Source organism: Jongsikchunia kroppenstedtii DSM 45133, from assembly GCF_000380485.1.
GTDB lineage: Bacteria > Actinomycetota > Actinomycetes > Mycobacteriales > Mycobacteriaceae > Jongsikchunia > Jongsikchunia kroppenstedtii.
Genome location: NZ_AQYG01000048.1, coordinates 242380 through 263674 on the forward strand (window position 1 = coordinate 242380; position 21295 = coordinate 263674).

The window sequence follows — 21295 nt, forward strand, 5'->3', positions numbered from 1 at the left end:
CGTAGGGGAGCTACCAGATCGGGTAGCCGTCGACGGGGCCGAGGAGGGCTTCGATGCGCCTGCGGTTCATCAGCGCGATTTCGGCGCGGCGGGCCAGCACATGCGGCTGCACGGTGGCGCCACGGGAGCGGGTGTTCTCGGTGAACACCCGGTCGACGTCCTGGTCGGACATGGCGGACAGCTCGTTCTCGGCGTAGTCGAGCAGGTCGTCACGGTCGGTATACGGCCGTTGCAGTGCGACGCTGTGGCACCAGGTGACCGAGCTGCAGCATTGGTAGAGCAGGTATTCGGCCTTGCGCATCGACAGAGTGTTGAAGGCCTCGAGCCCAATTCCTTTTCGGGTCAACATGTTCGGCTCCTCTCCGCAAAGACATCGTTATGCAGGTGGGCGTGGAACGGCCAGCGCAGCGGCCGGTCATTAACGAGGAATTTGCGAAGGTAATGTGGGCGCAACGTAAACGATGAGGGAGAGCGTCAATGTCGTATAAGTCCGTAACCATTGAGATCGCTGACTACATCGCCGAGGTGACGCTGATCGGCCCCGGGAAGGGCAACGCGATGGGGCCGGACTTCTGGTCGGAGATGCCGCGGGTGTTCGCGGAGTTGGATGCGAATCCAGAGGTCCGCGCGGTGGTGTTGACCGGCTCGGGCAAGAACTTCTCGTATGGGCTGGACCTGACCGCGATGGGCGGTGGCGCGCTCGCGCCGGTGTTCTCCGGTGAGATGACGGCACGCGATCGCCTGGCTCTGCAGGACGAGATCCGTGCGATGCAGACGGCCATCACCGCGGTGGCCGACTGCCGCAAGCCGGTGGTCGCGGCGATCGCCGGCTGGTGCATCGGCGGCGGCGTCGACCTGATCACGGCTGCCGATATTCGGTATGCGAGCGCCGACGCCAAGTTCTCGGTGCGCGAGGTGAAGGTGGCGATCGTCGCCGACATGGGCACGCTGGCGCGGCTGCCGCAGGTGGTCGGCGACGGGCATGCGCGCGAATTGGCGTTGACGGGCAAGGACATTGACGCTGCCCGCGCCGAGAAGATCGGCTTGGTCAACGACGTATTCGACGATCAGGATGCGCTGCTGGCCGCCGCGCGCTCGACGGCGCGGGATATCGCTGACCAGTCGCCGCTCGCGATGGCCGGCGTCAAGGAGGTCCTCAACTTCTCGCGGCGATCGGCCGAGGACGAGAGCCTGAAGTTCGTCGCAGTGTGGAACGCGGCCTTCCTCGCATCGAAGGATCTGCTCGCCGCGATCACGGCGGCCATGACCAAGCAGAAGCCGACGTACACGGGAGAGTAGGCCGCGGGCCGCAGATGGATGCGGTCGAATCGGATGGACGCGGTCGAACTACGCATACAGGGTGCTTTGCGGCGCTAATGTGACCGCTATGACCGCTATCGCCAGCAGCCCCGTCACGGTCCGCCCCGTTCGACGCCGCGCCCGCCGACTGCGATGGAGCGCATGGACCTCGGCGGTGCTCACGGTGGGAGCGGCGACGATCGTGGCGGCGCCCGCCGCGGAGGCGGCGCCGCAGCTTTCGGTAACGACCGTCGCGTCGGGCCTGTCGATTCCGTGGGATGTCGAGGTGGCGCCCGACGGCACCGCATTGATGACGCAGCGGGCGGGCGGATTCGTGGCGGTGCGGCCCGGCGGCGCGGTCGTGCGGCCGCGTGCGGACTTCTCGAGGTTGTTCGTGGTGAAGGAGGCCGGCCTGATGGGGCTCGCCTTCGACCCCGGCTTCACCGCGAACCACCGCGTCTACACGTGTCAGGCCGAGTCACGCGGCGGTGCATCGTCCAGCATCGCCGGTGGTTCTGCGGATCTGCCGTTGCCGTTTCCCAGCACAGGTCAGGTGGTCAATGTGGTCGCCTGGCGGATGAGCGATGACTGGTCTGCCGCGACCCGCGAACGGACGGTGGTGACTGGGATTCCGGTGACGGCGTCCGGGCGGCATGTCGGTTGTGGACTGGCGGTGTCGGGAAGCACGCTGTGGATCGGCACCGGCGACACCGCGACGCCATCTGTGCCGCAGAGTCGGCAGTCATTGGGCGGCAAAGTGTTACGGGCCTCACTCGACGGTGGTCCGGCTTCGATTTATACCCTCGGGCACCGCAACGTTCAGGGCGTCGCAGTGCAGCCGGGCAGCGGTCGCGTGTATGCGATCGAGCAGGGCACGGACCGCGACGATGAGCTGAATCTCCTTCGCGCAGGCGGCAATTACGGCTACCGTCCCGACCGTGCGCCGCTGATCTACGACGAATCCGTGCCGATGACTGACCCGGTGCGGGTGCCCGGCGCGATCGGCGCGGTGTGGAGCTCGGGCAGTCCGACACTGGCGACGACGGCGCTGCAGTTCCTGCCGGCGACGGGGTGGGGCGAGTTCGGCGGGGGACTGGCGGTCTCGACGTTGAAGGGCGAACGCCTGGTATTCATGCGGCTGTCGGACGACGGGCAGAGCGTGGTCTCGACCGTCGAAGCCCTTGCCGGACATGGCCGCCTGCGCGGCCTGGCCGTTGCGCCTGACGGTTCACTGCTGGTGACCACCAGCAACGGCAACTCGACCGACCAGCTGCTCCGGGTGCGCTGGGTGGGCTGAGAACTCAGCGCGGGATCTGATCGATCACCGCAGTAGTCGCCTCAACAGCCTTGGCGCACTCGTCGATTGGCGACGACTGGCTGAATCGGATGACGGTCGTGATGACGCCGGCCTTGCCGGACTGCACATAGGTACTGCAAGTTGAGTTCGGCTCGCGGAATATGGCTACGACTCGATTGGCGATGATTTGGTCGGGAAGCCAACTGGCGATCGATTGATGGCGGTCTTTGTACGTATCAACCGAATCCCAATTGGTCACTGTCTGGCTGAGACCCCAATGCTCCGAGCGCGCGGTGTCCATCCAGCCGCATCCTCGGACTGGGTCGGTTTGGGTAGTTGCAGCGTCGCGTTTGGTCACTGGATCTAGACCGATTTCGGCGATGTGCGGCGCGAGCGAGTCGCAGGGTTCGTATGAAGTCCCGTCGTTGTGGCGGTTCGTTCTATCCATCGTTGGTTTTGTCGTGGCAGTTGAGGAGAACCGGATGAGTTCGGATCTGTCGTTATCGGATCCGCTGCATGCGGATATGACGGGCGTGGCGATCACCAAGGCCAACAGGACGATTGCTTGTGCAGATCTGTGTCGCATTAATGTCCGGACCTCGAGGAGAGCTCATCGGTCGTATCGATCCGAGAGTGGCTTCTACGACACATAGCCGAATGCGCCTCAAGATAGTCTGCTTGATTCGTTAGTCGACTACTAATGGACTGGCTGCCGCTGCCGAGTACTTGCGTCACGCGGCTATACATCGCCTTACCCTCGACGCAATCGCCGAAGCAGTTTGTGGTTAGTACCCTGGACACCTCTTGTCGCGCGTGGTTCAGAGCCGTACGAAACTCTTCATCCGCCCGCGCGAACGCTTCCCAAGCTTCGTCGGACGATCTGACGACGGGCATAGCGGCGCCGAGTGCGTATTCGTGCGCTATCAGTCGCGTCTCGAATGGCATCGGGATGTCGATGCCATGGCCCCAGCTCATCGCGTCTCCTGTCGTCTACTTGCCGGGAGACCGCTCAGCCCGCCGGACATACCCGTCCAAGTATGACGGATATGTCCGGTATCAGGTTCCGCCGGTTGTCAGCGCTGCAGCTGGCCGCTGGTGACGAAGTGCGAAACGAGGTCACGCACGGTGGTGTCGGTGTCGCGCGGGGTGTAGCCCAGCTCCGACTGCGCCTTGTTGCCGTCGACGTGCGGCGACGATTCAAGAGCACCGACTGATGCCTTGGTGATGACGTCGGAGTTGAAGATTTTGCAGATCGGTTCGGCGATCGGGACGATCGCCGACAGAACGCTCAGCGGAACGGCGAACAGCGGGCCGCGACGGCCGTTGAGTCGGGCAGCCATCCGGCAGATCTGCACCATCGGCAGGAACTGTCCGGTGAGCAGGTAGTTCTCGCCGGTGCGGCCCTTCTCGCCGGCGAGCACCAGCCCCGCGGCGACATCGCGCACGTCGACGAAGTCGAAGCCGCCGTCGACGAATGCCGGGACGCGGCCGCGGGCGGCGTCGCGCAGGATGCCGTTGACGCGGGACAGTGGCGCCTTGTCGACCGGGCCGTAGACGGCGGTCGGATTGCAGACGACGGCGTCGAGACCTTTCTCGATGACCGCGCGCAGCTCCTGCTCGCCTGCGAACTTCGATCGGTCGTAGACGGGCAGGTCGTCGCCGGTGGAACGGGGGGACTCCTCGTTGATGTTTCCGCCGCAGGCGTACTGGTCAAACGAGTGAATCGAGCTGCAGTGCACCATCCGGCGGACGCCGGCGGCTAGTGCGGCCTCGGCGACGTTGCGCACACCCTCGGTGTTGATCCGCCAGGCCAGCTCATCGTGGTGGGCGAGGGTGATCATCGCGACCAGGTGGTAGACGACCTCGACACCCTGGAATGCCTCCTCGAGCTGCTGTTCCTCGAGAATGTTCGCGTTGAGCCAGGTAACCTGCGGGCGGGTCTCGTTTTCCGGTTGCGCACGGTCGATCGCGACCACCTCGTTGCCCTGCTCGACGAGCAGATTGACCAGGTTGGTCCCGACGAATCCGGCGGCGCCGGTAACTGCGACCTTCATGAAGCCTCCTCAATGAATCTATGGGTAATGTAGAACACGTTCTAGTTCCAGGGGGATCGTCCAGATCGGAGGGGTCATGGCTCGTCGCGATGAGTTGATTGCGGTGGTGGAGCAGTCTCCGGCTGCGGTGGGGCGACATGACAAGGCGGCGTGGCTGGCGCTATTCGCCGACAACGCGCAGGTCAACGACCCGGTCGGATCGAAACCGAATGTCGGGTGCGAGGTAATCGGACGTTTCTACGACACGTTCATCGCGCCGAACACGATTGTCTTTCATGTCGAACACGACATTGTCTGCGGCGATTCAGTGATGCGTGACCTGAGTCTTGAGACTCGAATGAGCGGCAAGGTGTCGCTGCACGTTCCCATGCATCTCCGGTATGACCTCGACGAGAATCGCAAGATCACCGGGTTGTACGCATATTGGGAACTGCCGGGAATGGTCGGGCAGCTGCTCAAGCGCGGTCCGCTGGCGCTGCCGGTATCGGCGAAGCTGACAGCGAAGCTGGTGAAGAATCAGCGGCTGGACGGCTCGATCGGATTCGCCAAGGGGTTCAGCCGGGTAGGCGTCGCCGGCAAGGAGCTGGCCGCCGTTTTCCTCGATACGATCACATCCGGAACGAATCTCGGTGTGGCGGAGGCGATGCTGGGTGATCGGCCGATCGTGCAGATCGGTCAGCATCAGGGGACGTCGCTGACCGCGATCAGCAATCGAGTGACCGGATTCCGGGTCGGAAAGACCCTTGCCGCAGGCGATTTCGTCACCGCGAGCCTGTCGAACGGCACGAATCACGCGGTCATCGTCCTGCAGTTCAAGAAGAATGAGATAGTCGGCGTCTGCCTGTATATCGAGGATTGATCGTCGCGGATCCGGCGCCGAAACTCGCAGAGAATGTGCGCAATTCGCACCGACGAGCGAGACAATAAGTTAGCTTAAGTATTAAAGTATCCAGAGTTAACTATATTGCGACGACGGTCATATTAAACAAATCCGGCGAATACTGGGTCAACTGACCTAGTCGAACGCTAACCTGTCCGCGTGTCGAGGATCCGTGCGCGAATTGTTGCGATCGCCGTGTCATGTGGCTTTGCCGTCGCGGGCGTGATCAATTGCAGCGCTGCGCAAGCCGATCCGGCCGGTGGCTGGACGCTACCGCGATTGACGGTCGTCAACCGGACGATCTCCGATGTCACTGGGCGAGCGGTGCTGCTGCGCGGTGTGAATCTCAACCAGCTGGCCGAGTACAAGCAGAACAATCCGGCCCTGCCGACCGTGGCACCGTTCGACGTCGCCGAGTTCCCGAAGATGGCTGCCCTCGGTTTCAACGTCGTGCGGCTCGACCTCTCCTGGTCGCGACTGGAGCCGACACCCGGCGCGTTTGACCGCAGCTACGTCGCCAAGATCCATGAGGCGGTCAACGCCGCCAAGAGCAACGGCATCTACACCCTGCTCGACATGCATCAGGATGCCTGGGGCCCGGAAATCGGTACGCCGAAGGGCGACCATTGCCCGCCGGTCCTCACCAAGCCTGGGCTCGGCTGGGACGGTGCCCCGGGCTGGGCCACGATCACCGACGGTTGGAGCACCTGCGCCGTCGGCGGCGTCCGGGAGATCTCGCCAGCAGTGGCACGGGCGTTCCAGAATTTCTATGACAACACCCGAGGTGTTCAGGACCACCTGGTCGCCACATGGGGCAAACTCGCGGCGGAATTCAAGAGTGAGCCCGCCGTGATGGGTTACGACATTCTGAACGAGCCGAATCCCGGTCTGCGCGATCCGATTTCGGCGGCCGATCAACTGGGCCGGTTCTATCAACGCGCGATCGCCTCGATTCGCGCGGCCGAACGCGGCGGATTCCCACACCTGGTGGTCTTCGAGCCGGGTGCGCTCTGGTCGGCGTTCGGCATCGATGCGACGCCGCCCGCCCGCTACGTGGGAGATCCGCTCGCCGTGTTCTCGCCGCGCCTGTACAACGAATCGATCAATGTCATCAAGGCGCTCCCGTCGATCGAGCAAGGCTTTCAGATCGCCCGCAACGCTGCAGATCGTTATGGAGTGCCGATGTGGACCGGTGAGTGGGGTTGGTTCGGCAACCCGAGTTCCGATGCGGCCCTGGTGAATAGGTTCATCGATCAACTCGATCACTATCAGACGGGTGGCGCCTGGTGGTCGTGGACGCAGGCCTGCGGTGATCCGCATTCCGTCCGCGACGGATTGACCAACAAGATCGACGGCAACCTGAATCTGATCGCCTGCCCGGCGGGAACTCCGATCGGGCTGCAGGCGGGCTTCGCTGGTCCGCTGTCCCGCGCCTATCCGCGAGCGATACCGGGTCGGGTGACGAAGGTGGACGCACACGGATTCAGCGGTGTCGGCAGCGGCCGTGCCGAGGCCTGGTACCCCGGCTCGACGCGACCGCAATTGGGCACGACCAACGTGCAAGACCTTCAGCTCACCCGAGTGAGCGGTGGATGGCGACTGATCGCGCGGGCTTCGGGGGCCTACGCGGTGACATCGTCCTAGACAGTTCGGAAAGGATTCGAATGCTGTTGACACGAAACGAAACCAAGTTCGAGCAGGCGGTCGCCGTCTCGGAATGCAACCCCGATGCTCTGCTGGAGTGGATCGACCACCCCGAGTTGGCGGAGGCCGCGCGCCTCTACTACGCCGCGCGCTGGCTGGAGCGCGGCCTGACCGCGCTTGCGCAGCGGCAGCTCGAGATCGTGCTCGGGATGAAGGCGTCGAGCGCGGCGGCGACGTTCTGTCGTGACCATCCGCTATCCGTCGAGATCGACGTCATGGGCCTGCCGGTCCAGGTGGACGTCGACCGGGAGGGCGGCGCGTTGCTGCTCGCCGGAATCTATCTGGACCAACGGGATTGGTTCCGGTTCGACATGGTCCTGCCGTCGATCGACGATGAGCGGGCGAAGACCGCGATGGCTGCCGTGAGCGCCTTCGAGCAGGGGCTCTACCACGATGTCGTCTACCGGACGCGCGGGTTGTCGGGGAAATCCTGCGTCGCGCTGGACGGACTGGCGATGGTGGTGCGCGCCTGCGCATTCCGCGAATGGGGCGATGTCATCGAGGCTGAGCGCGCCATGTCCGACGCATATCTCGCCGCGTGGGTGCACCGCGACACTCCGCTCTACGACCTGTACGAACTCGAGCTCACGCGGACGCTGGCGGCGAAGCGTCGCCTCTACGGCGCGAACCGGGACATTGACGTCGACCGGGACGACGACTAACTGACCGCCGTTATCGGTTGTCGCGCTTGGCCTGTCGGCGTGCGCCTTGAGCCTGCGACGATGCCTCGTACTTGATGCGACCGGACGATTCGCGGGTTTGATCCACCCGCGCTTTGCCTTTGGACTTCACCTTGCCGCCGGCCGCCGTGGACGTCGCCGGTCCGGAGCCGTTCGTTTGGGCGGCGGCAAGACGTTCTGCCTTGATGCGTTCGGCTGATTCGTGGGCGGCGACCGCGAGCCGGCGACTGACGCGGCTCAGTGCCTCCTCGAAGAGTTCCGCGCGTTCGGCCCGTCGGACGTTGACCTTCTTCGCGAGTCCGCGGCCGCCCTTCTTGCCGACCTTCTGCGCGCCCTGGCGTCGATAGTCCTTGACGTACTTGTTGCGCGCGCGTCGAGTGCGCTTGTGCAGCTTGAGGAGTTTGCCTTCGGAAAGGTCGGCGATGCGGTCTTCCTCGGTCTCCAGAATGAGGCGATATTCGGATTCCGCGAGGCTGTTCTTGATCTTGGACATGAGCGCCTTTCGAGTGTGGCGCGGATCTTGTCCGAAGCCGGCCGGTCGGATGCGATCCGTTCCTGTTAGCCGTGCTCCATGATTTTAGAACAACCGTCGACCCAGCATTAGGTTTGCTGGGAAGCAATGGATTTCAAGCCACGAGTTTGCGAAGCAGCGCGTCGATCGTCGATGCCGGGAGCTGGAGGCCGTTCCGGAGGTAGCCGTCGATGCTGCCGAAATTCGTGGCCACCTCGTCGAATGATGCCTGCAGGGTGTCGGGGAAGACGCTCATCAGCGCGTTGATGCCGTCGCCGGCGGCGGATCCGTGTGCGGCGGAGATGTTCTCGGTGTACTCGATGATCGTCGGCTGGTGGTACTCGTTGCTGAGCAGGTAGTCGGCCATGATGTCGTCTTCCGAGACACCCGCGATCGACTGCAGCAGTGCCGCGGTCCAGCCCGTGCGGTCTTTGCCGGACGCGCAGTGGAAGATTGCCGGCCCGTCGGCGTCGGCCAACTGCTGCAACAGGTTTGCGAACTCTCGTCGCTGACCCTCGTCCGTCACGAAAGCGCGGTAGACGCCGACCAGGTACTCCTTGCCCAATACGCCTGTCAGAGCGGAGAAGTCGAGGTCGGCGATGGTGCCGTGCTCGTCGCCATGGATATTGATGTGGACATAGTCCGCGCCGGGCGGAACCTGGTCTGGGCGGTCGGTGATCTCGGAGGTGGTGCGGAGATCGAAGACCTTGGCGATGTTCAGGCCCGCGAGGATCTCGGCGTCGGCCGGTTCCGGCGTGATCCGATTGGCACGGTAGAAGACGCCGCGGGCCAGCGGGCCGCCGCCGGTCGTCATGTACCCGGGCAGGCCTGGTCCGGCGATGTCGCGGAAGTTATTGACCGAATCCAGCTTCGGGGTCGCTGGAATGACGGTGTGCTCGTCTGTGGTGCTGGTCAAAATGCCTGCCGTTCGGTCGCTATCAGTAGTCCGAATCGGACCTTACGCCGCCTGGGTTCGTGGCGAACAGCAGGGAGTCCGCTGCGCGGAATGGGGAAATCGGCGTTTCGTCGGATTTCACCTTCTACGATCCGAATCTGGCAGTTCGGCGAATACGGAGGTTTTGTGATGGCTATCGGCATGAGCCGCGGACTACTCGCACTCGGTGCAGTTGCCGCGGTGGCTTTGACGGCAGGCTGCTCGGACAGCGACGATCGCAATTCGTCGTTCGCGCCGCAGAGTCAGCAGGAGACAGTGTCCGTCGACACCCAGTATCTGACCGAAAATTTGCCGATCGTCGCCGGCAACGTAGTGACGACCGTAAACAACGCCAGAGAGCAGGGATGGCAGAACACTCCGGACGGTGATGTCTATGACGTCGGGCAGTACTACGACGCCATGACCCCAGAGTGCAAGACGAAGATCACGCGATCCGTGTTTCGTCGTGACTTCATCAACCGCGTGGTGCCGATGATCGACGACGCCAAGCCGGAGCGGATCACGGTGTCGATTCAAGGCACTGAAGCAACGGCGCGGGTGGAGCAGGTCTCGGGCAGGACCCTGGTCATGTTGTTCGATGTCGACGGTTCTTCCGAGAATCACGAATGCAATTCCGACGGCACCATTGCGATCACGACTGGGGCAGGCGCTAGTTAGCCTAGATCGATGTCTGCACACCGCTGACCCGGCCACACGTGGCCTCAGAAAGATGGCGGCGAATCGCCAACGGCGGCGCGCCATTGCTGTTCCGCGGCGAGGCGTGTGGCGGACTCTTCCATTGTCCGCTCGTGCGCGTTCTTGCTGCGTTCGTACCGTTTCCGGTACGAACGTTCGTCGACTCGTGGTCGCCGGCGCTCCGGTGGCGATTGATCGGACCGGCCACTCGGATCGGGACCGGGCGGCGGTTGCCCGGCCTGGCCGGCGAGGTCGTCGGGCGTTGCCAGCCGGGGGAGCAGGTCGACGGTGCTGGTAGCCGGACCGGGGTAGACGGTGCCGTCGGGTGCAGTGAATTGCAGAACGGTATTGCCTGTCTGCCAGTCGGTCCATCGGGTGAATGTCTTCACCAGGTGGTGAAAGCGGCATAGCGCTTTCAGATTGGTGTGCACGGTCAATCCGCCGGCAGTCGGATCGTTGCGATTGAACGGATTGGTGTGGTCGAGATCGGTATACCGTGCCTCGCGATTGCAGCCGGGCCAGGTGCAGTAGCCGTCACGGATGCGCACATAGTCGTCTAGTGCGCGGGTAGGCGAGTAGCGGAACGCGGATGCGGGCAGAACGTCGTTTGCGGTCGCGGCCGGAACGGTGACCGGTCGGATGATCGCGTCCGGATCGTCAGCGATCTCGCGGGCATGGTCGGCATCGATCACGCCGTGACCCTCGATGATGGCAGGGTCGTCCTTCTCGCCGTGCAAGGTCTGCTGGTCGACCACCATGTGCACGACGATCTGCCGGGTGCATGAATCAATATGGTCGCCAGGGAGTTTCGCGGCGGCCGCGAGAATCTCCCGTGACTTGGCCAAGCAGTCGTCGCGTTCACAGCGGCAGGCCAGTGCGGGATGCCCGAGCATGGCGGCGACGACCGCGTCCGCCTTCCGCTGGGCGGCGGTGCGTGGGTCGTCTGCGCAGACGTCTTTGGCGAACTGCTCGATTCGCGCCCGGATCGAGGCCGCATCGGCGGCGGACATGATCGCGAACATCTCGGTCATCCCGTCCTCGATGTTCGAGAACGCCACTCGCCGATCATCTTTCGCGTGTTGCCGACGCCGCCGGACAGCGGAGGCGTCGATGATCATCACGGCCTTGTCGACCAAGTCGCGGACGCGGCGATCGGACCAGGAGCCGCGACGGGCGAAGATCTCGGCGACCGCGTGATCGAGCCGTCGGGCCTCGTCGGACCGGTCCTCGATGAGGCTCGTCCGCTTGATCACTTGCTGGGCATGCCGTTTGGTGACCGACCCATCGCGCAACAGCCCATCGAGGCAGGGCAATCTGTCACGCAGGGCGAGTGCCTCGGTGATCGTGTTGTGCGCGGCGCCGGCCGGTATCTGTAGCGTGGCTCCGATCTGAGCCTCGAGTTCGGCCCAGGCATCAATCACACGGGTGTCGGTGTCCTCGGATGGCTGCACGTGGCGCGTATGCATTTCGGCGACCGTCGTCAGCAACTCGGCGAACACTGCACCATCCGCACGTAATAGGCAGGTCAGTCTGGCTGGAAGTTCGGCATCGTTGACGGTGGCAGAGGCCGGTAGCTCAATTGCCGCTAGGCCGCGCCCCACCCAGTTGATGCCTTCGAACATACTTTCGATTATATGTTCTAATCGGACATGCGGCAACCTTCAAAAGGGTTCAGTGATCGCTTCTGGTTGGCCGACGTAGCTGGTCGCCCCGATGCCCGGCTAGCGCGGTCTGGGCATTTCGAGGGGTATGTCCCATTGGATGGGAGGCTATCTAGTGGATCTGGACGGACGACTGATTTTGTGAGGTGCGCCACCCGGGTTCGGGGGTTCCAACACGCACCGGGGTGGCCCGTCCACTACCCAAAGAGAGGCCAGTTCACTCATGAGAATTCGATCCCTTCGATTATCCGTTGCCCTACTCGCGTCGACCGCAACCGCGGCCGCCGTGGTCGTCACCGGTGGTGTGGCATCTGCCGACGTCAACTTCGGAAGCTCCGGGGGTGGCTTCGGAAGTAGCGCAGGCCCCAACGACATGACCATCACGCTGGTCCGCCACGCCGAGTCGCTCGGCAACGTCTCCGGTTTGATCGACACCAAGGTGCCGGGACCGAACCTCTCCGCTCTCGGCCAGACGCAGGCGACCAAACTCGCCACGCTGTTGCACGCCACCAAGTTCGACGGCGCCTACGCCTCCAACATGGTGCGCACCCAGCAGACCGCGGCGCCGACGGTTGCCGACCAGCACCTGAAGCTGAACATTCAGCCGGGCTTCCGCGAGATCGAGGCCGGCCAGTACGAGGGGACTCCCGAGGCTGCGGCCATGACCGGCTACCTGCAGGCGCCGATCAAGTGGCTCCAGGGTGATCGCAACGCGCGGATTCCCGGATCGATCGACGGCAACGAGTTCGATAAGCGATTCGACGACGCGCTCCTCGTCGCGCAGAGCCGGGGCAGCCGGAACCCGGTCATCTTCTCGCATGGCGGCACCATCATGTTCTGGTCGATGATGAACGCCAGCAACGCCGATCCGAGCAAGCTGGGCACTGACCCGATGCGCAACGGTGGACACGTCACGCTGAAGGGCAGCCCGCAGAAGGGCTGGACCATCGTCGAGTGGGTTGGACACCCCGACCTCAGCTGATCAGGTCTCTTCAAGAAAGCGCGCCCCGGCGTCATCGAGAAATCGGTGGCCGGGGCGCGTTTGTGTTTCGACTGTCGTGGCGCTGCGACACGACAATCATCCTGTGATTGGGACGCCATGCGTCCGCCTAGTATCGAACCTGTAATCCGCTTCGGCCCGACAGCATGCGTCATTCGACAAGGCTCCAATCCAGGCGGGAAGTCAGTCATGCCTTCCTGGAGCAGTCTTGCCGTTGTACCGCAGCTCTGTCGCTGCAGCGAAGTCAGCGATCGAAGCCGATCAGTTGACGGAGCTGCTGATTGAGCAGTATCGCTATCATGTGGCTGCCAATCCGTCACCGAGCGAAGTTCGATCGTGGGACCGAAGCATTCGTGTTCTGGTGGATGACCTTGTGTCGGCGGGGCTTTCGGAATCCGAGATTCTTCTCGAGTATCAACTTCCACTTAGCAGTAGGCGCGTAGACGCGATTGTGTGCGGGCTCCATCCGAGAACCGGCGACCCGTCCTATGTCGTTGTCGAGCTGAAGCAGTGGACTGACGCGACCCTGGTCGACGGGGCGCCCGATGTGGTCAGGGTCGCCAACGCTCGGGGAGATCGGCTTCACCCGATTGCTCAGGTGGAACGATACTGCGAGTACCTTGCAGACTTTCTTGCATCGCTCCAGGGGTCGGCCAAGCAGCTGCACGGTGTCGCGTACCTTCACAACGCCACAGACCGGGATGTCGAAGAATTGCGACTCCGAGGTGAGACCGATCATGGGCGTCTGTTCACCGGGCAGCGCCGCGGTGAATTCGTTGACTTCTTGAAGTCGAAACTGCGAGTCGGCGCGGGCGTGGCCGCGGCGGATGAGCTTCTGAATTCAGCTGTGCGGCCGTCGAAGCAGTTGATGGAGCTTGCTGCCGAGGAGGTGCAGCGGCGCGAACAGTTTATTCTTCTGGACGAGCAACAAGTCGCGTATCAGATGGTGATGCGGGCCGTGGAGAAGTCCATGCGCGGATCCCGCAAGCAAGTCATCGTCATCTCTGGAGGGCCAGGTTCCGGCAAGTCGGTGATTGCGCTGAGCCTGCTGGGCGAGCTTGCCAGGCAGGGGCGAACGGCGTTGCATGCCACCGGATCATCGGCATTCACGAATTCCCTTCGGAAGATTGCCGCCTGGCGATCGCCGCGCGTCAGGAAGATGTTCGTGTTCTGCAATTCGTTCATAGACGCAGAGCCCAACGCGATCGATACCCTAATCGTTGATGAGGCCCATCGAATCCGCGAAACGTCCAACAATCGGTATACAAAGGCGTCGTTGCGCACTGGCCGTCCTCAGGTTGAGGAACTCATTGAGGCTGCTCGTGTACCGGTGTTCTTGCTCGACGAGCACCAAGTCGTTCGCCCCAACGAGGTCGGGACGGTGAGTGAGATCGAGTCGGCGGCCGCTCGACTCGATTGCGAGGTCGTACCTGTCAACCTGAACGATCAGTTTCGGTGTGGCGGCAGCCGGGTATTCGAGGACTGGGTCTTGCGGTTACTAGGGTTGAGCGTAGGTGGTCCGGTGCCCTGGGAGGGGGATGAAAACTTCGTACTAGACGTTGCCGATGGGCCGTCGCCGATGGAGGAGACGCTGCGCATCAGGCTCAACGAGGGCTATTCGGCACGCATCGCAGCGGGCTACTGCTGGAAGTGGAGCAAGGAACCTGCGCCGGATGGCACTCTCCGTGGCGATGTTGTTGTCGGTGATTGGCAGCGTCCCTGGAATAACCCTAAGGACAGCTCAGCTGCAGGCGCGCCGGCGCGGTCGTTCTGGGCCACCGATCCGGCCGGGTTTGGTCAGGTTGGATGTGTCTATACGGCACAGGGTTTCGAGTACGACTATGGCGGTGTGATCATGGGACCAGACCTCGTTTGGCGCACCGATCACTGGGAGGCTCGCCCAGAGTTCAGCCAAGACTCTCAGGTGAAGAAGGCCGACCTGCAATCGTTCGACCGCGCTGTCCGCAACACGTACAAGGTTCTGTTGACGCGAGCAATGCGCGGAATGGCTTTGTACTCAACTGATTCGGAGACCCAGCGGCTGCTGCATAGTCTGATCAGCTGAGGCCTGTAGCTGTTTGCAATTTGGCATCTTGGATGTGGTCGATGTCGCAATCGTGCCGGAACGAGGTTTGCGTAGCCGGTCCCGGCAGCTTGCACGGGTACAGGTACGCCCGCGTATCACATAGATCCGCGGACGTACCTGTGTGGCACCGTCTAGCGCGCGACAACCACCGATGATCCGTGACCGAAGAGGCCCTGGTTCGCGGTGACGCCGACTTTGGCGCCCTCGACCTGCCGGCCGGTCGCCTGACCCTTGAGCTGCCAGTTCAGCTCGCAGACCTGGGCGATGGCCTGGGCCGGGATGGCCTCACCGAAGCACGCCAGGCCGCCGGATGCGTTGACGGGCACCTTGCCGCCGATGGTGGTGGCGCCCGAACGCAGCAGCTGCTCGCCCTCGCCCTTGGCGCACAGGCCGAGGTGCTCGTACCAGTCGAGCTCTAGCGCGGTCGAGAGGTCGTAAACCTCTGCGAGGCTGACATCTTCCGGCCCGATGCCGGCCTCGGCGTACGCGGCGTCGAGGATCTGGTCCTTGAAGACGCGTTCCGGCGCGGCGACCGCAGCGGTGGAATCCGTTGCGATGTCCGGCAATTCCGGAAGATGCTGCGGGTACTGCGGCGTGACCGTGCTGATCGCACGCACCGACGGCACACCCTCGAGCGATCCGAGATGCTTCTCGGCGAACGACTTCGACGCCACGATCAGTGCCGCGGCACCGTCCGAGGTCGCGCAGATATCCAACTGCCGCAACGGATCTGCGACCACCGGGCTGGCGAACACGTCTTCCGGCGTGGCCTCCTTGTGGTAGCGCGCGTACGGGTTGTTCAGACCGTGCCGCGAGTTCTTCACCTTCACCTGGGCGAAATCCTCGGACGTGGCGCCGTACAGATCCATGCGACGACGCGCCAGCAGTGCGAAGTACACCGGGTTCATCGCACCGATCAGGTGGAAGCGCTGCCAGTCGGGATCGTTCTTGCGCTCACCGCCGACGGGAGCGAAGGCGCCCTTCGGGGTGGTGTCGGCGCCGATGACCAGTGCGACGTCGCAGAATCCGGCGAGGATCTGGGCGCGGGCGCTCTGCAGCGCCTGCGACCCACTCGCGCACGCGGCGTAGCTCGACGACACGGGCACGCCGTTCCAGCCCAGCTTCTGGGCGAACGTCGAGCCGGCGATGAAGCCGGGGTAGCCGTTGCGGATGGTGTCGGCGCCGGCGACCAGCTGAATCTGCTGCCAGTCGAGGCCGGCCTCGGCCAGTGCGGCACGAGCGGCGATCACGCCATACTCGGTGAAGTCCTTGCCCCATTTGCCCCACGGGTGCATACCCGCGCCAAGGATGTACAGGGGTTCTGGTGCGCTCACTTCGCGATCCTCCAGGCGTATACCTCGCGCACCACACCGTCATCGTCGGTGTAGAGCGGCATCGTGGTCAGTTCCATCTCCATGCCGACCTTCAGATCGGCGGCCAGCGTGCCCTCGACGACCTTGGCCAGCACGATCAGACCCTCGTCGGCGAGCTCGACGGCCGCGAGTGCAAACGGCTCGAACGGGTCCTGCGCGGGGTAGGGCGGGGGTGGCGGATAACGGTTCTCGGTGTAGCTCCACACCTTGCCGCGACGCGACAGCGCGACCGGCTCCAGCACATCGCTGGTGCAGGCGGGGTTCGGGCAGTTGTTGGCTCGCGGCGGGAAGACGTACGTCCCGCAGGCCGGGCATTTCGCGCCGATCAGGTGGGGGTTACCGGCATCGTCGGTTTCCCACCAGCCGTCGACAGCAGGCTGGGTATTGGTTGTGGCTGACACCCGCTCACATTAACCCGACGGGGTTGGCCGATCTAGAACGTGTTCCAGTCTTCGGGACCGCAGCGCTCCGGCGCTACGGCGTGTTGATCCAATTGAGGACCGCTTGTCCGGCAAGCGGGTCGCCCTGGTTGATCCCGATGGCCGCGCCGATCCCGGCACCGACCCCGGCGCCCCAGATGCAGCCGACGATCACTGCGCAGCCCACGATCAGGCCGACCAGTGCGCCCACAGCGGCCGCGACACCGCCGCCACGGTTCCAGCCGTTGTTGATGTGCCAGATCATCTTGTTGTAGGCGTCGTCCTTCGCGGCTGCCGGGTGCAGGCCCAGCGCGATGGCGGCGCGGCTCTGCGGCGTGATGGTCGGCGTGAAGGTGGCACGAGTGCGGCTCGCGTCGACGTTGACCCGGAGCGGCACCGAGACCCCGTTGAGTGAAACCGATTGGGAGACATGATCGATGGTGCGGCCGGTCGAGTCCACGACCGTCAGGACGTTGCCGCGACTTACGAAAGCGGCGTTCTTCAACGTCGAGACGATGGAACCGTTGGGCGAGGTGGCAGTGTATTGCGTGGCCGGCCCGGTCGACGCCGCGGCGTAAGACGCGCCGAACACGATGACCAAGGCCGCGATGGTCGTCGATGCGACGGCCAGTACGGACATTCTCAGTAGTTTCATGGTGGGCCCTCCCGCTGCGCGTGGATTGCGAAGTTTGTCGCTGGCTGAGACTTTAGCGACACTCACCGTTCCGCGGAACGCGACTTTCGAATACTGGCGGCCAGGTGTCTGTTGTTCGAATGGCACGGCGGCGCGGAGCACCAGGAGGCGATCATCGGTGGGTCGAGTAGCTGTTGTGCCCCCGGTGAGACTCGAACTCACACTGGACGGGTTTTGAATCCGTTGCCTCTGCCAATTGGGCTACGGGGGCGCGCTGGCCAACTGTAGTAGACCTCAAAGTCGGCGAGCCAACCGGTATCGTGACCTGCCATGACCGAACCGACCGCTACCGGGCCGACCGTGCTTGTCGCCGAGGACGATTCCCTGATCCGGATGGACCTCGTCGAGATGCTGACCGAAGAGGGCTATCAGGTGGTCGGGGAGGCACCCAACGGCCAGGTCGCCGTCGAACTCACCGAGGAGCGCCGGCCGAACCTGGTGATCATGGACGTCAAGATGCCCGTCCGCGACGGCATCGACGCCGCCGCCGAGATCGCCAGCAAGCGGCTCGCTCCGGTGGTGATGCTGACCGCGTTCAGTCAGCGCGAGTTCGTCGAGAAGGCCCGGGATGCGGGCGCGATGGCCTATCTGGTCAAGCCGTTCACCAAGGCCGACCTGGTCCCAGCGATCGAGCTGGCGGTCAGCCGCTACCAGGAGCTGACCGTCCTCGAACGCGACGTCGCCGATCTCACCGAACGCCTCGAGACCCGCAAGGTCATCGAACGGGCCAAGGGCATCCTGCAGAAGTCGCAGGGGCTCAGCGAGCCCGAGGCGTTCAAGTGGATCCAGCGCGCCGCCATGGACCGGCGCACCACCATGAAGGCCGTCGCCGACGTCGTCATCGAGACGCTCGGCTGAGCCGGTCGGGTCAGCCCGAGACCTTCGGCTGACGTCCCACGAGCAGGTAGGCCGCGGGCAGCACGCCCGCCGAGTTGACGACGCTCAGCCCGACGGCCCACAACGGTAGAGCTCCGTCATTCGGCCGGAGCATTTGCGCGACGCGAACGTCGCTTGGTGCGCGATGAACGACCGCGGGCCCATAAGCTAGGCGCCGTGCAGCCGAATGTCCGATTATCCGGAGGGAACGCCGAACCGTCGGCGACCATCGATCCTCCGGCTCCGACTCGGCCGTACACATTCGGCGAACTCATCGACATGCCGTTCGGCCTGCTGCAGGCGAACATCAAGACACTCGCCGGCGTCGGCGCCATCGGGCTGGTGGTCGGTGAGGCGCTGATCCTCGCCATCTCGTCGGTCGTCAGCCTGGCCGGCGGCGGGGGAGACACTCTCGTCCGCGGCACGGTCATCGTCACGGCCGCCATCTATCTCTGGCTGCTGCGCACTCTCCTGCGTGGGGTAGCGACGACCACCGGGCTGGCCGCGATGGGCGGACGCCGACTGCGGTGGCGCGACGCGCTGGCCGAGGTTCGGGCGCACGCGGACGCCTTCCTGCGGCACCAGGTGATGTTCACGCTCGTCGGCCTGCCGTTCTTCGCGCTGATCGTGGGAGCCATTCCGTGGCCCGCGCTGATCCTGACCCTGCCGATCCAGATCTGGCTCGGCCGAATTCGCGCCCGACGATACGTCGCCACCCCCGCCATCTTCGCCGAGAACATCGACTACAAGACCGCGGTGTGGCGCTCGAAGCTGTTGACCGCGAAGAACGTCGGCCGGCTGACCTGGATCTGGATCGATCATCGGCTGCTGCTCATCCCGGTCGCTTTTCCGCTCTTCGCGTTTCGTGACAAGTTCAGCATGTTCACCGGCACCGAGCGCTGGGGATCGATCGCGCTGACGGTCGGCGCGGTCATCCTGATCGTCGCCATCGGCGAGATCGTCGAGGCGAATACCCGTGTGCTCGCCTACTTCGATACCCGCTGCCGCCGTGAGGGATTCGATATCCGGGTGCCGCGATGAAACCTGACGACAAGATGACACCTGACGACAAGATTCCGCCGCCGGCGAATCTCGGCCCTGCCCAGGCACATCGAGACCTTGCCGACCAGGCCGCGAATCATGGTGACCTCGATCGCGCTCTGCGTGAACGCTTTCGCGCGATGATCCGCGCCCTCGAGCAGGGAGGCAGGCTCGCCACTCGTCGCTCCCGAACGGCCGACGAGACTGTCGACGACACCACCGCGGTTCTGCCGCCCGAGGCGCATTCCGGAATGGAGCCGGCCGCACGTGCCTTCGATGAGGTCGTCTACGGTGGCCGCGCCGCGAGCGACGCCGACTACCTGCAGCTCGATCAGCTCGATCGATACTCGCGCGGCGCCCCGCCCCCCGCGCCGGAGACCGTGGAGGTCGACGAAGAAGCACCCGCACCGCGCCGCGAGACACCGGACTGGCTGCGTGACAAGCGGATCTGGCTCGGTGTCGCCACGGTGCTCCTCGTCGCACTCGCCGCGATCCTGCTGAGCCAGCTCTCGTCGTGCTCGGCACCCAACGCTCCGCACCATCCGAACCCGCCGACGACCAGCGAGCGCCCGACGACCAGCCCGCCCACGACGACGCAGCCGCCGACGTCGTCGCCCCGACGCAGCGAGCCGCCCCGGGAGCAGCCCCGCGGCGACGGAGGTCAGCGCTCGATCTTCAGCGATATGTCGGCGCCGGCCGCAACCGCTTTCGCGCTGCTGGTCGTGACCGCAGCCCTGGTCGTCTGGTGGCGTGCCCGCCGACGCGGCACTCTCGTCGCCGAGCCGATGCCGGTCGAGGTGCGTGCCGACGAACTGCTCGAGGGCCAGGCCGGGCTGTATCGCCGCGCCAATGATCCGGGGCATGTGGCCCAGAAGCTCAGGGCCGCAACGCTGCGCCGCATCCGCCCCGGACTCGGAGTGCGCTCGGACGCCAGTCATGAACAGCTCGTCGCTGCGATCGCGGCGCGCACCGGCATCCCGGCCGCGCAGGTCGGTCAGACCCTGTACGCACCCGTCGCCGACGTCGCCGGACTCGACCGCGTCGTCGCCGAACTCGACTATCTGGAAGCTTCCACAGGAGGGAACCGATGAACCCCAACGAACCGACGGTGTCCGTCAACCAGGGCAGTGCGGCACCGCCGCCGGGGAACCCGCAGGCCTTCGGCGCGCTGCGCGCCGAGGTCGGAAAGGCTGTGGTGGGCAACGACACCGCGGTCACCTTCCTGCTTCTCGCGCTGCTGTGCCGGGGCCACGTGCTGCTCGAGGGCGTCCCCGGCGTGGCGAAGACGCTGCTGGTGCGTTCTCTCGCGACGGTCCTGGACCTGCAGCACGCCCGCGTCCAGTTCACGCCCGATCTGATGCCGGCCGATGTCACCGGCTCGCAGATCTACGATCCGCACAGCGCCGAGTTCACCTTCCGGCCCGGACCCGTCTTCACCAACCTGCTTCTCGCGGACGAGATCAATCGCACCTCGCCGAAAACCCAGTCGGCACTGCTCGAATCGATGGAGGAGCGACAGGTGTCGGTCGACGGACAGCCCAAACTGCTGCCGGATCCATTCATGGTGATCGCCACCCAGAACCCCATCGAGCAGGAGGGCACCTATCCGTTGCCCGAGGCCCAGCTCGACCGCTTCCTGTTCAAAGTCACCGTTGATCTGCCCGAACGGGACCACGAATACCAGATCCTGCAGCGTCATGCGGCCGGCTTCAATCCGCGTGACCTGAGCGCCTCGGGGCTCAAACCCATTGCCGGACAGCAGCAACTGCAGGATGCGTGGGCGGCCGTTGCCAGGGTGTCGGTCAAGCCCGAGGTGCTGGCCTACATGGTCGACGTCTGCCGAGCGACGCGCTCGGCGCCACCAGTGCAACATGGTGCATCGACCCGTGGCGCCACCGCGCTGCTCGCGGCCTCGCGCGCCCTCGCGTGGCTGAGCGGCCGGACATTCGTCACCCCGGACGATGTGAAATATGTTGCCACCAATGCGCTCGCGCATCGTCTGCAGCTGCGTCCCGAGGCAGAACTCGACGGCATCACCACCCAGGCCGTGATGGCCACGGTGCTCGGCTCGCTGCCGGTCCCGGTGTAGC

Annotated in this window: 22 protein-coding genes and 1 tRNA gene; 12 read left to right on the plus strand and 11 right to left on the minus strand. The window is 64.4% G+C overall.

Annotated elements, in window-relative coordinates; all coding sequences use genetic code 11:
- Positions 1-10: 10 nt before the first annotated feature.
- Complete coding sequence (locus tag G341_RS0113760) at positions 11-349, minus strand: 2-oxo-4-hydroxy-4-carboxy-5-ureidoimidazoline decarboxylase (protein ID WP_018179732.1); 339 nt, start codon at positions 347-349, stop codon at positions 11-13.
- Positions 350-477: 128 nt separating this feature from the next.
- On the opposite strand from G341_RS0113760, the gene G341_RS0113765 reads away from it, so the two are divergent.
- Together G341_RS0113765 and G341_RS0113770 are read left to right on the plus strand one after the other, a co-directional pair.
- On the plus strand, positions 478-1299 hold the full coding sequence (locus G341_RS0113765; protein WP_018179733.1) for a crotonase/enoyl-CoA hydratase family protein: 822 nt from the start codon (positions 478-480) through the stop codon (positions 1297-1299).
- Between the two features lie 88 nt (positions 1300-1387).
- The gene (locus G341_RS0113770; RefSeq protein ID WP_081622549.1) at positions 1388-2596 is read left to right on the plus strand and encodes a PQQ-dependent sugar dehydrogenase; all 1209 of its coding nucleotides are present in this window, start codon (positions 1388-1390) and stop codon (positions 2594-2596) included.
- A 4-nt stretch (positions 2597-2600) separates the two neighbouring features.
- On the opposite strand, the gene G341_RS23540 is transcribed toward G341_RS0113770, so the two are convergent.
- The gene (locus G341_RS23540) at positions 2601-3182 is read right to left on the minus strand and encodes a DUF3558 family protein (protein ID WP_081622538.1); all 582 of its coding nucleotides are present in this window, start codon (positions 3180-3182) and stop codon (positions 2601-2603) included.
- A 487-nt stretch (positions 3183-3669) separates the two neighbouring features.
- Positions 3670-4650: an NAD-dependent epimerase/dehydratase family protein gene (locus G341_RS0113780; protein ID WP_018179736.1), complete on the minus strand. Its 981-nt coding sequence runs from the start codon at positions 4648-4650 to the stop codon at positions 3670-3672.
- Positions 4651-4726: 76 nt separating this feature from the next.
- Between G341_RS0113780 and G341_RS0113785 the strand changes: the two genes are divergently transcribed.
- The 3 genes from G341_RS0113785 (at position 4727) to G341_RS22080 (ending at position 7896) form a co-directional block, all read left to right on the plus strand.
- Positions 4727-5509, plus strand: a complete 783-nt coding sequence (locus tag G341_RS0113785) for a nuclear transport factor 2 family protein (protein WP_018179737.1) — start codon at positions 4727-4729, stop codon at positions 5507-5509.
- 189 nt (positions 5510-5698) lie between these two features.
- Entirely contained in the window at positions 5699-7174 is a 1476-nt protein-coding gene (locus tag G341_RS0113790) for a glycoside hydrolase family 5 protein (protein ID WP_051092825.1), read from the plus strand.
- Positions 7175-7194: 20 nt separating this feature from the next.
- Entirely contained in the window at positions 7195-7896 is a 702-nt protein-coding gene (locus tag G341_RS22080; protein WP_018179739.1) for a hypothetical protein, read from the plus strand.
- Between the two features lie 10 nt (positions 7897-7906).
- Here the strand turns inward: G341_RS22080 and G341_RS0113800 are convergent, their stop codons facing one another.
- Together G341_RS0113800 and G341_RS0113805 are read right to left on the minus strand one after the other, a co-directional pair.
- Positions 7907-8407 carry a hypothetical protein gene (locus G341_RS0113800; protein ID WP_018179740.1) on the minus strand — a complete coding sequence of 167 codons (501 nt, stop codon included), beginning with the start codon at positions 8405-8407 and terminating at the stop codon, positions 7907-7909.
- Between the two features lie 133 nt (positions 8408-8540).
- Complete coding sequence (locus tag G341_RS0113805; RefSeq protein WP_018179741.1) at positions 8541-9341, minus strand: tyrosine-protein phosphatase; 801 nt, start codon at positions 9339-9341, stop codon at positions 8541-8543.
- A gap of 168 nt (positions 9342-9509) precedes the next feature.
- Between G341_RS0113805 and G341_RS0113810 the strand changes: the two genes are divergently transcribed.
- The gene (locus G341_RS0113810; RefSeq protein ID WP_018179742.1) at positions 9510-10037 is read left to right on the plus strand and encodes a hypothetical protein; all 528 of its coding nucleotides are present in this window, start codon (positions 9510-9512) and stop codon (positions 10035-10037) included.
- Positions 10038-10081: 44 nt separating this feature from the next.
- On the opposite strand, the gene G341_RS0113815 is transcribed toward G341_RS0113810, so the two are convergent.
- A complete protein-coding gene (locus G341_RS0113815) occupies positions 10082-11677 on the minus strand; it encodes an HNH endonuclease signature motif containing protein (protein WP_081622540.1) in 1596 nt (531 codons plus the stop codon).
- A 412-nt stretch (positions 11678-12089) separates the two neighbouring features.
- Here G341_RS0113815 and G341_RS0113820 point away from each other — a divergent pair, with 412 nt between their 5' ends.
- The gene (locus G341_RS0113820) at positions 12090-12698 is read left to right on the plus strand and encodes a histidine phosphatase family protein (RefSeq protein WP_245556997.1); all 609 of its coding nucleotides are present in this window, start codon (positions 12090-12092) and stop codon (positions 12696-12698) included.
- A 226-nt stretch (positions 12699-12924) separates the two neighbouring features.
- Positions 12925-14781 carry a DUF2075 domain-containing protein gene (locus tag G341_RS0113825; protein ID WP_026303666.1) on the plus strand — a complete coding sequence of 619 codons (1857 nt, stop codon included), beginning with the start codon at positions 12925-12927 and terminating at the stop codon, positions 14779-14781.
- Between the two features lie 152 nt (positions 14782-14933).
- Here G341_RS0113825 and G341_RS0113830 read toward each other — a convergent pair whose 3' ends face one another.
- From G341_RS0113830 to G341_RS0113845, 4 genes are all read right to left on the minus strand, one after another.
- Complete coding sequence (locus G341_RS0113830) at positions 14934-16136, minus strand: lipid-transfer protein (RefSeq protein ID WP_026303667.1); 1203 nt, start codon at positions 16134-16136, stop codon at positions 14934-14936.
- On the minus strand, positions 16133-16576 hold the full coding sequence (locus tag G341_RS0113835; RefSeq protein WP_018179747.1) for a Zn-ribbon domain-containing OB-fold protein: 444 nt from the start codon (positions 16574-16576) through the stop codon (positions 16133-16135). The genes G341_RS0113830 and G341_RS0113835 overlap by 4 nt, the downstream gene beginning before the upstream one ends.
- Before the next feature lie 73 nt (positions 16577-16649).
- Positions 16650-17234, minus strand: a complete 585-nt coding sequence (locus G341_RS0113840) for a DUF8020 domain-containing protein (protein ID WP_018179748.1) — start codon at positions 17232-17234, stop codon at positions 16650-16652.
- A gap of 191 nt (positions 17235-17425) precedes the next feature.
- Positions 17426-17499 (minus strand) — tRNA-Leu (locus tag G341_RS0113845).
- Positions 17500-17558: 59 nt separating this feature from the next.
- Between G341_RS0113845 and G341_RS0113850 the strand changes: the two genes are divergently transcribed.
- Positions 17559-18146: an ANTAR domain-containing response regulator gene (locus tag G341_RS0113850; RefSeq protein WP_018179749.1), complete on the plus strand. Its 588-nt coding sequence runs from the start codon at positions 17559-17561 to the stop codon at positions 18144-18146.
- A 10-nt stretch (positions 18147-18156) separates the two neighbouring features.
- On the opposite strand, the gene G341_RS24290 is transcribed toward G341_RS0113850, so the two are convergent.
- Entirely contained in the window at positions 18157-18279 is a 123-nt protein-coding gene (locus tag G341_RS24290; protein WP_281171109.1) for a hypothetical protein, read from the minus strand.
- 62 nt (positions 18280-18341) lie between these two features.
- Here G341_RS24290 and G341_RS22085 point away from each other — a divergent pair, with 62 nt between their 5' ends.
- Genes G341_RS22085 through G341_RS0113870 form a run of 3 tightly spaced genes read left to right on the plus strand, consistent with a single transcriptional unit; the run spans position 18342 to position 21294 of the window.
- Entirely contained in the window at positions 18342-19205 is an 864-nt protein-coding gene (locus tag G341_RS22085) for a hypothetical protein (protein WP_018179751.1), read from the plus strand.
- The gene (locus G341_RS0113865) at positions 19202-20296 is read left to right on the plus strand and encodes a DUF4129 domain-containing protein (RefSeq protein ID WP_018179752.1); all 1095 of its coding nucleotides are present in this window, start codon (positions 19202-19204) and stop codon (positions 20294-20296) included. The genes G341_RS22085 and G341_RS0113865 overlap by 4 nt, the downstream gene beginning before the upstream one ends.
- A complete protein-coding gene (locus tag G341_RS0113870; RefSeq protein ID WP_018179753.1) occupies positions 20293-21294 on the plus strand; it encodes an AAA family ATPase in 1002 nt (333 codons plus the stop codon). Before G341_RS0113865 ends, G341_RS0113870 begins: the two co-directional genes overlap by 4 nt.
- The last annotated feature ends 1 nt before the right edge of the window (position 21295 follow it).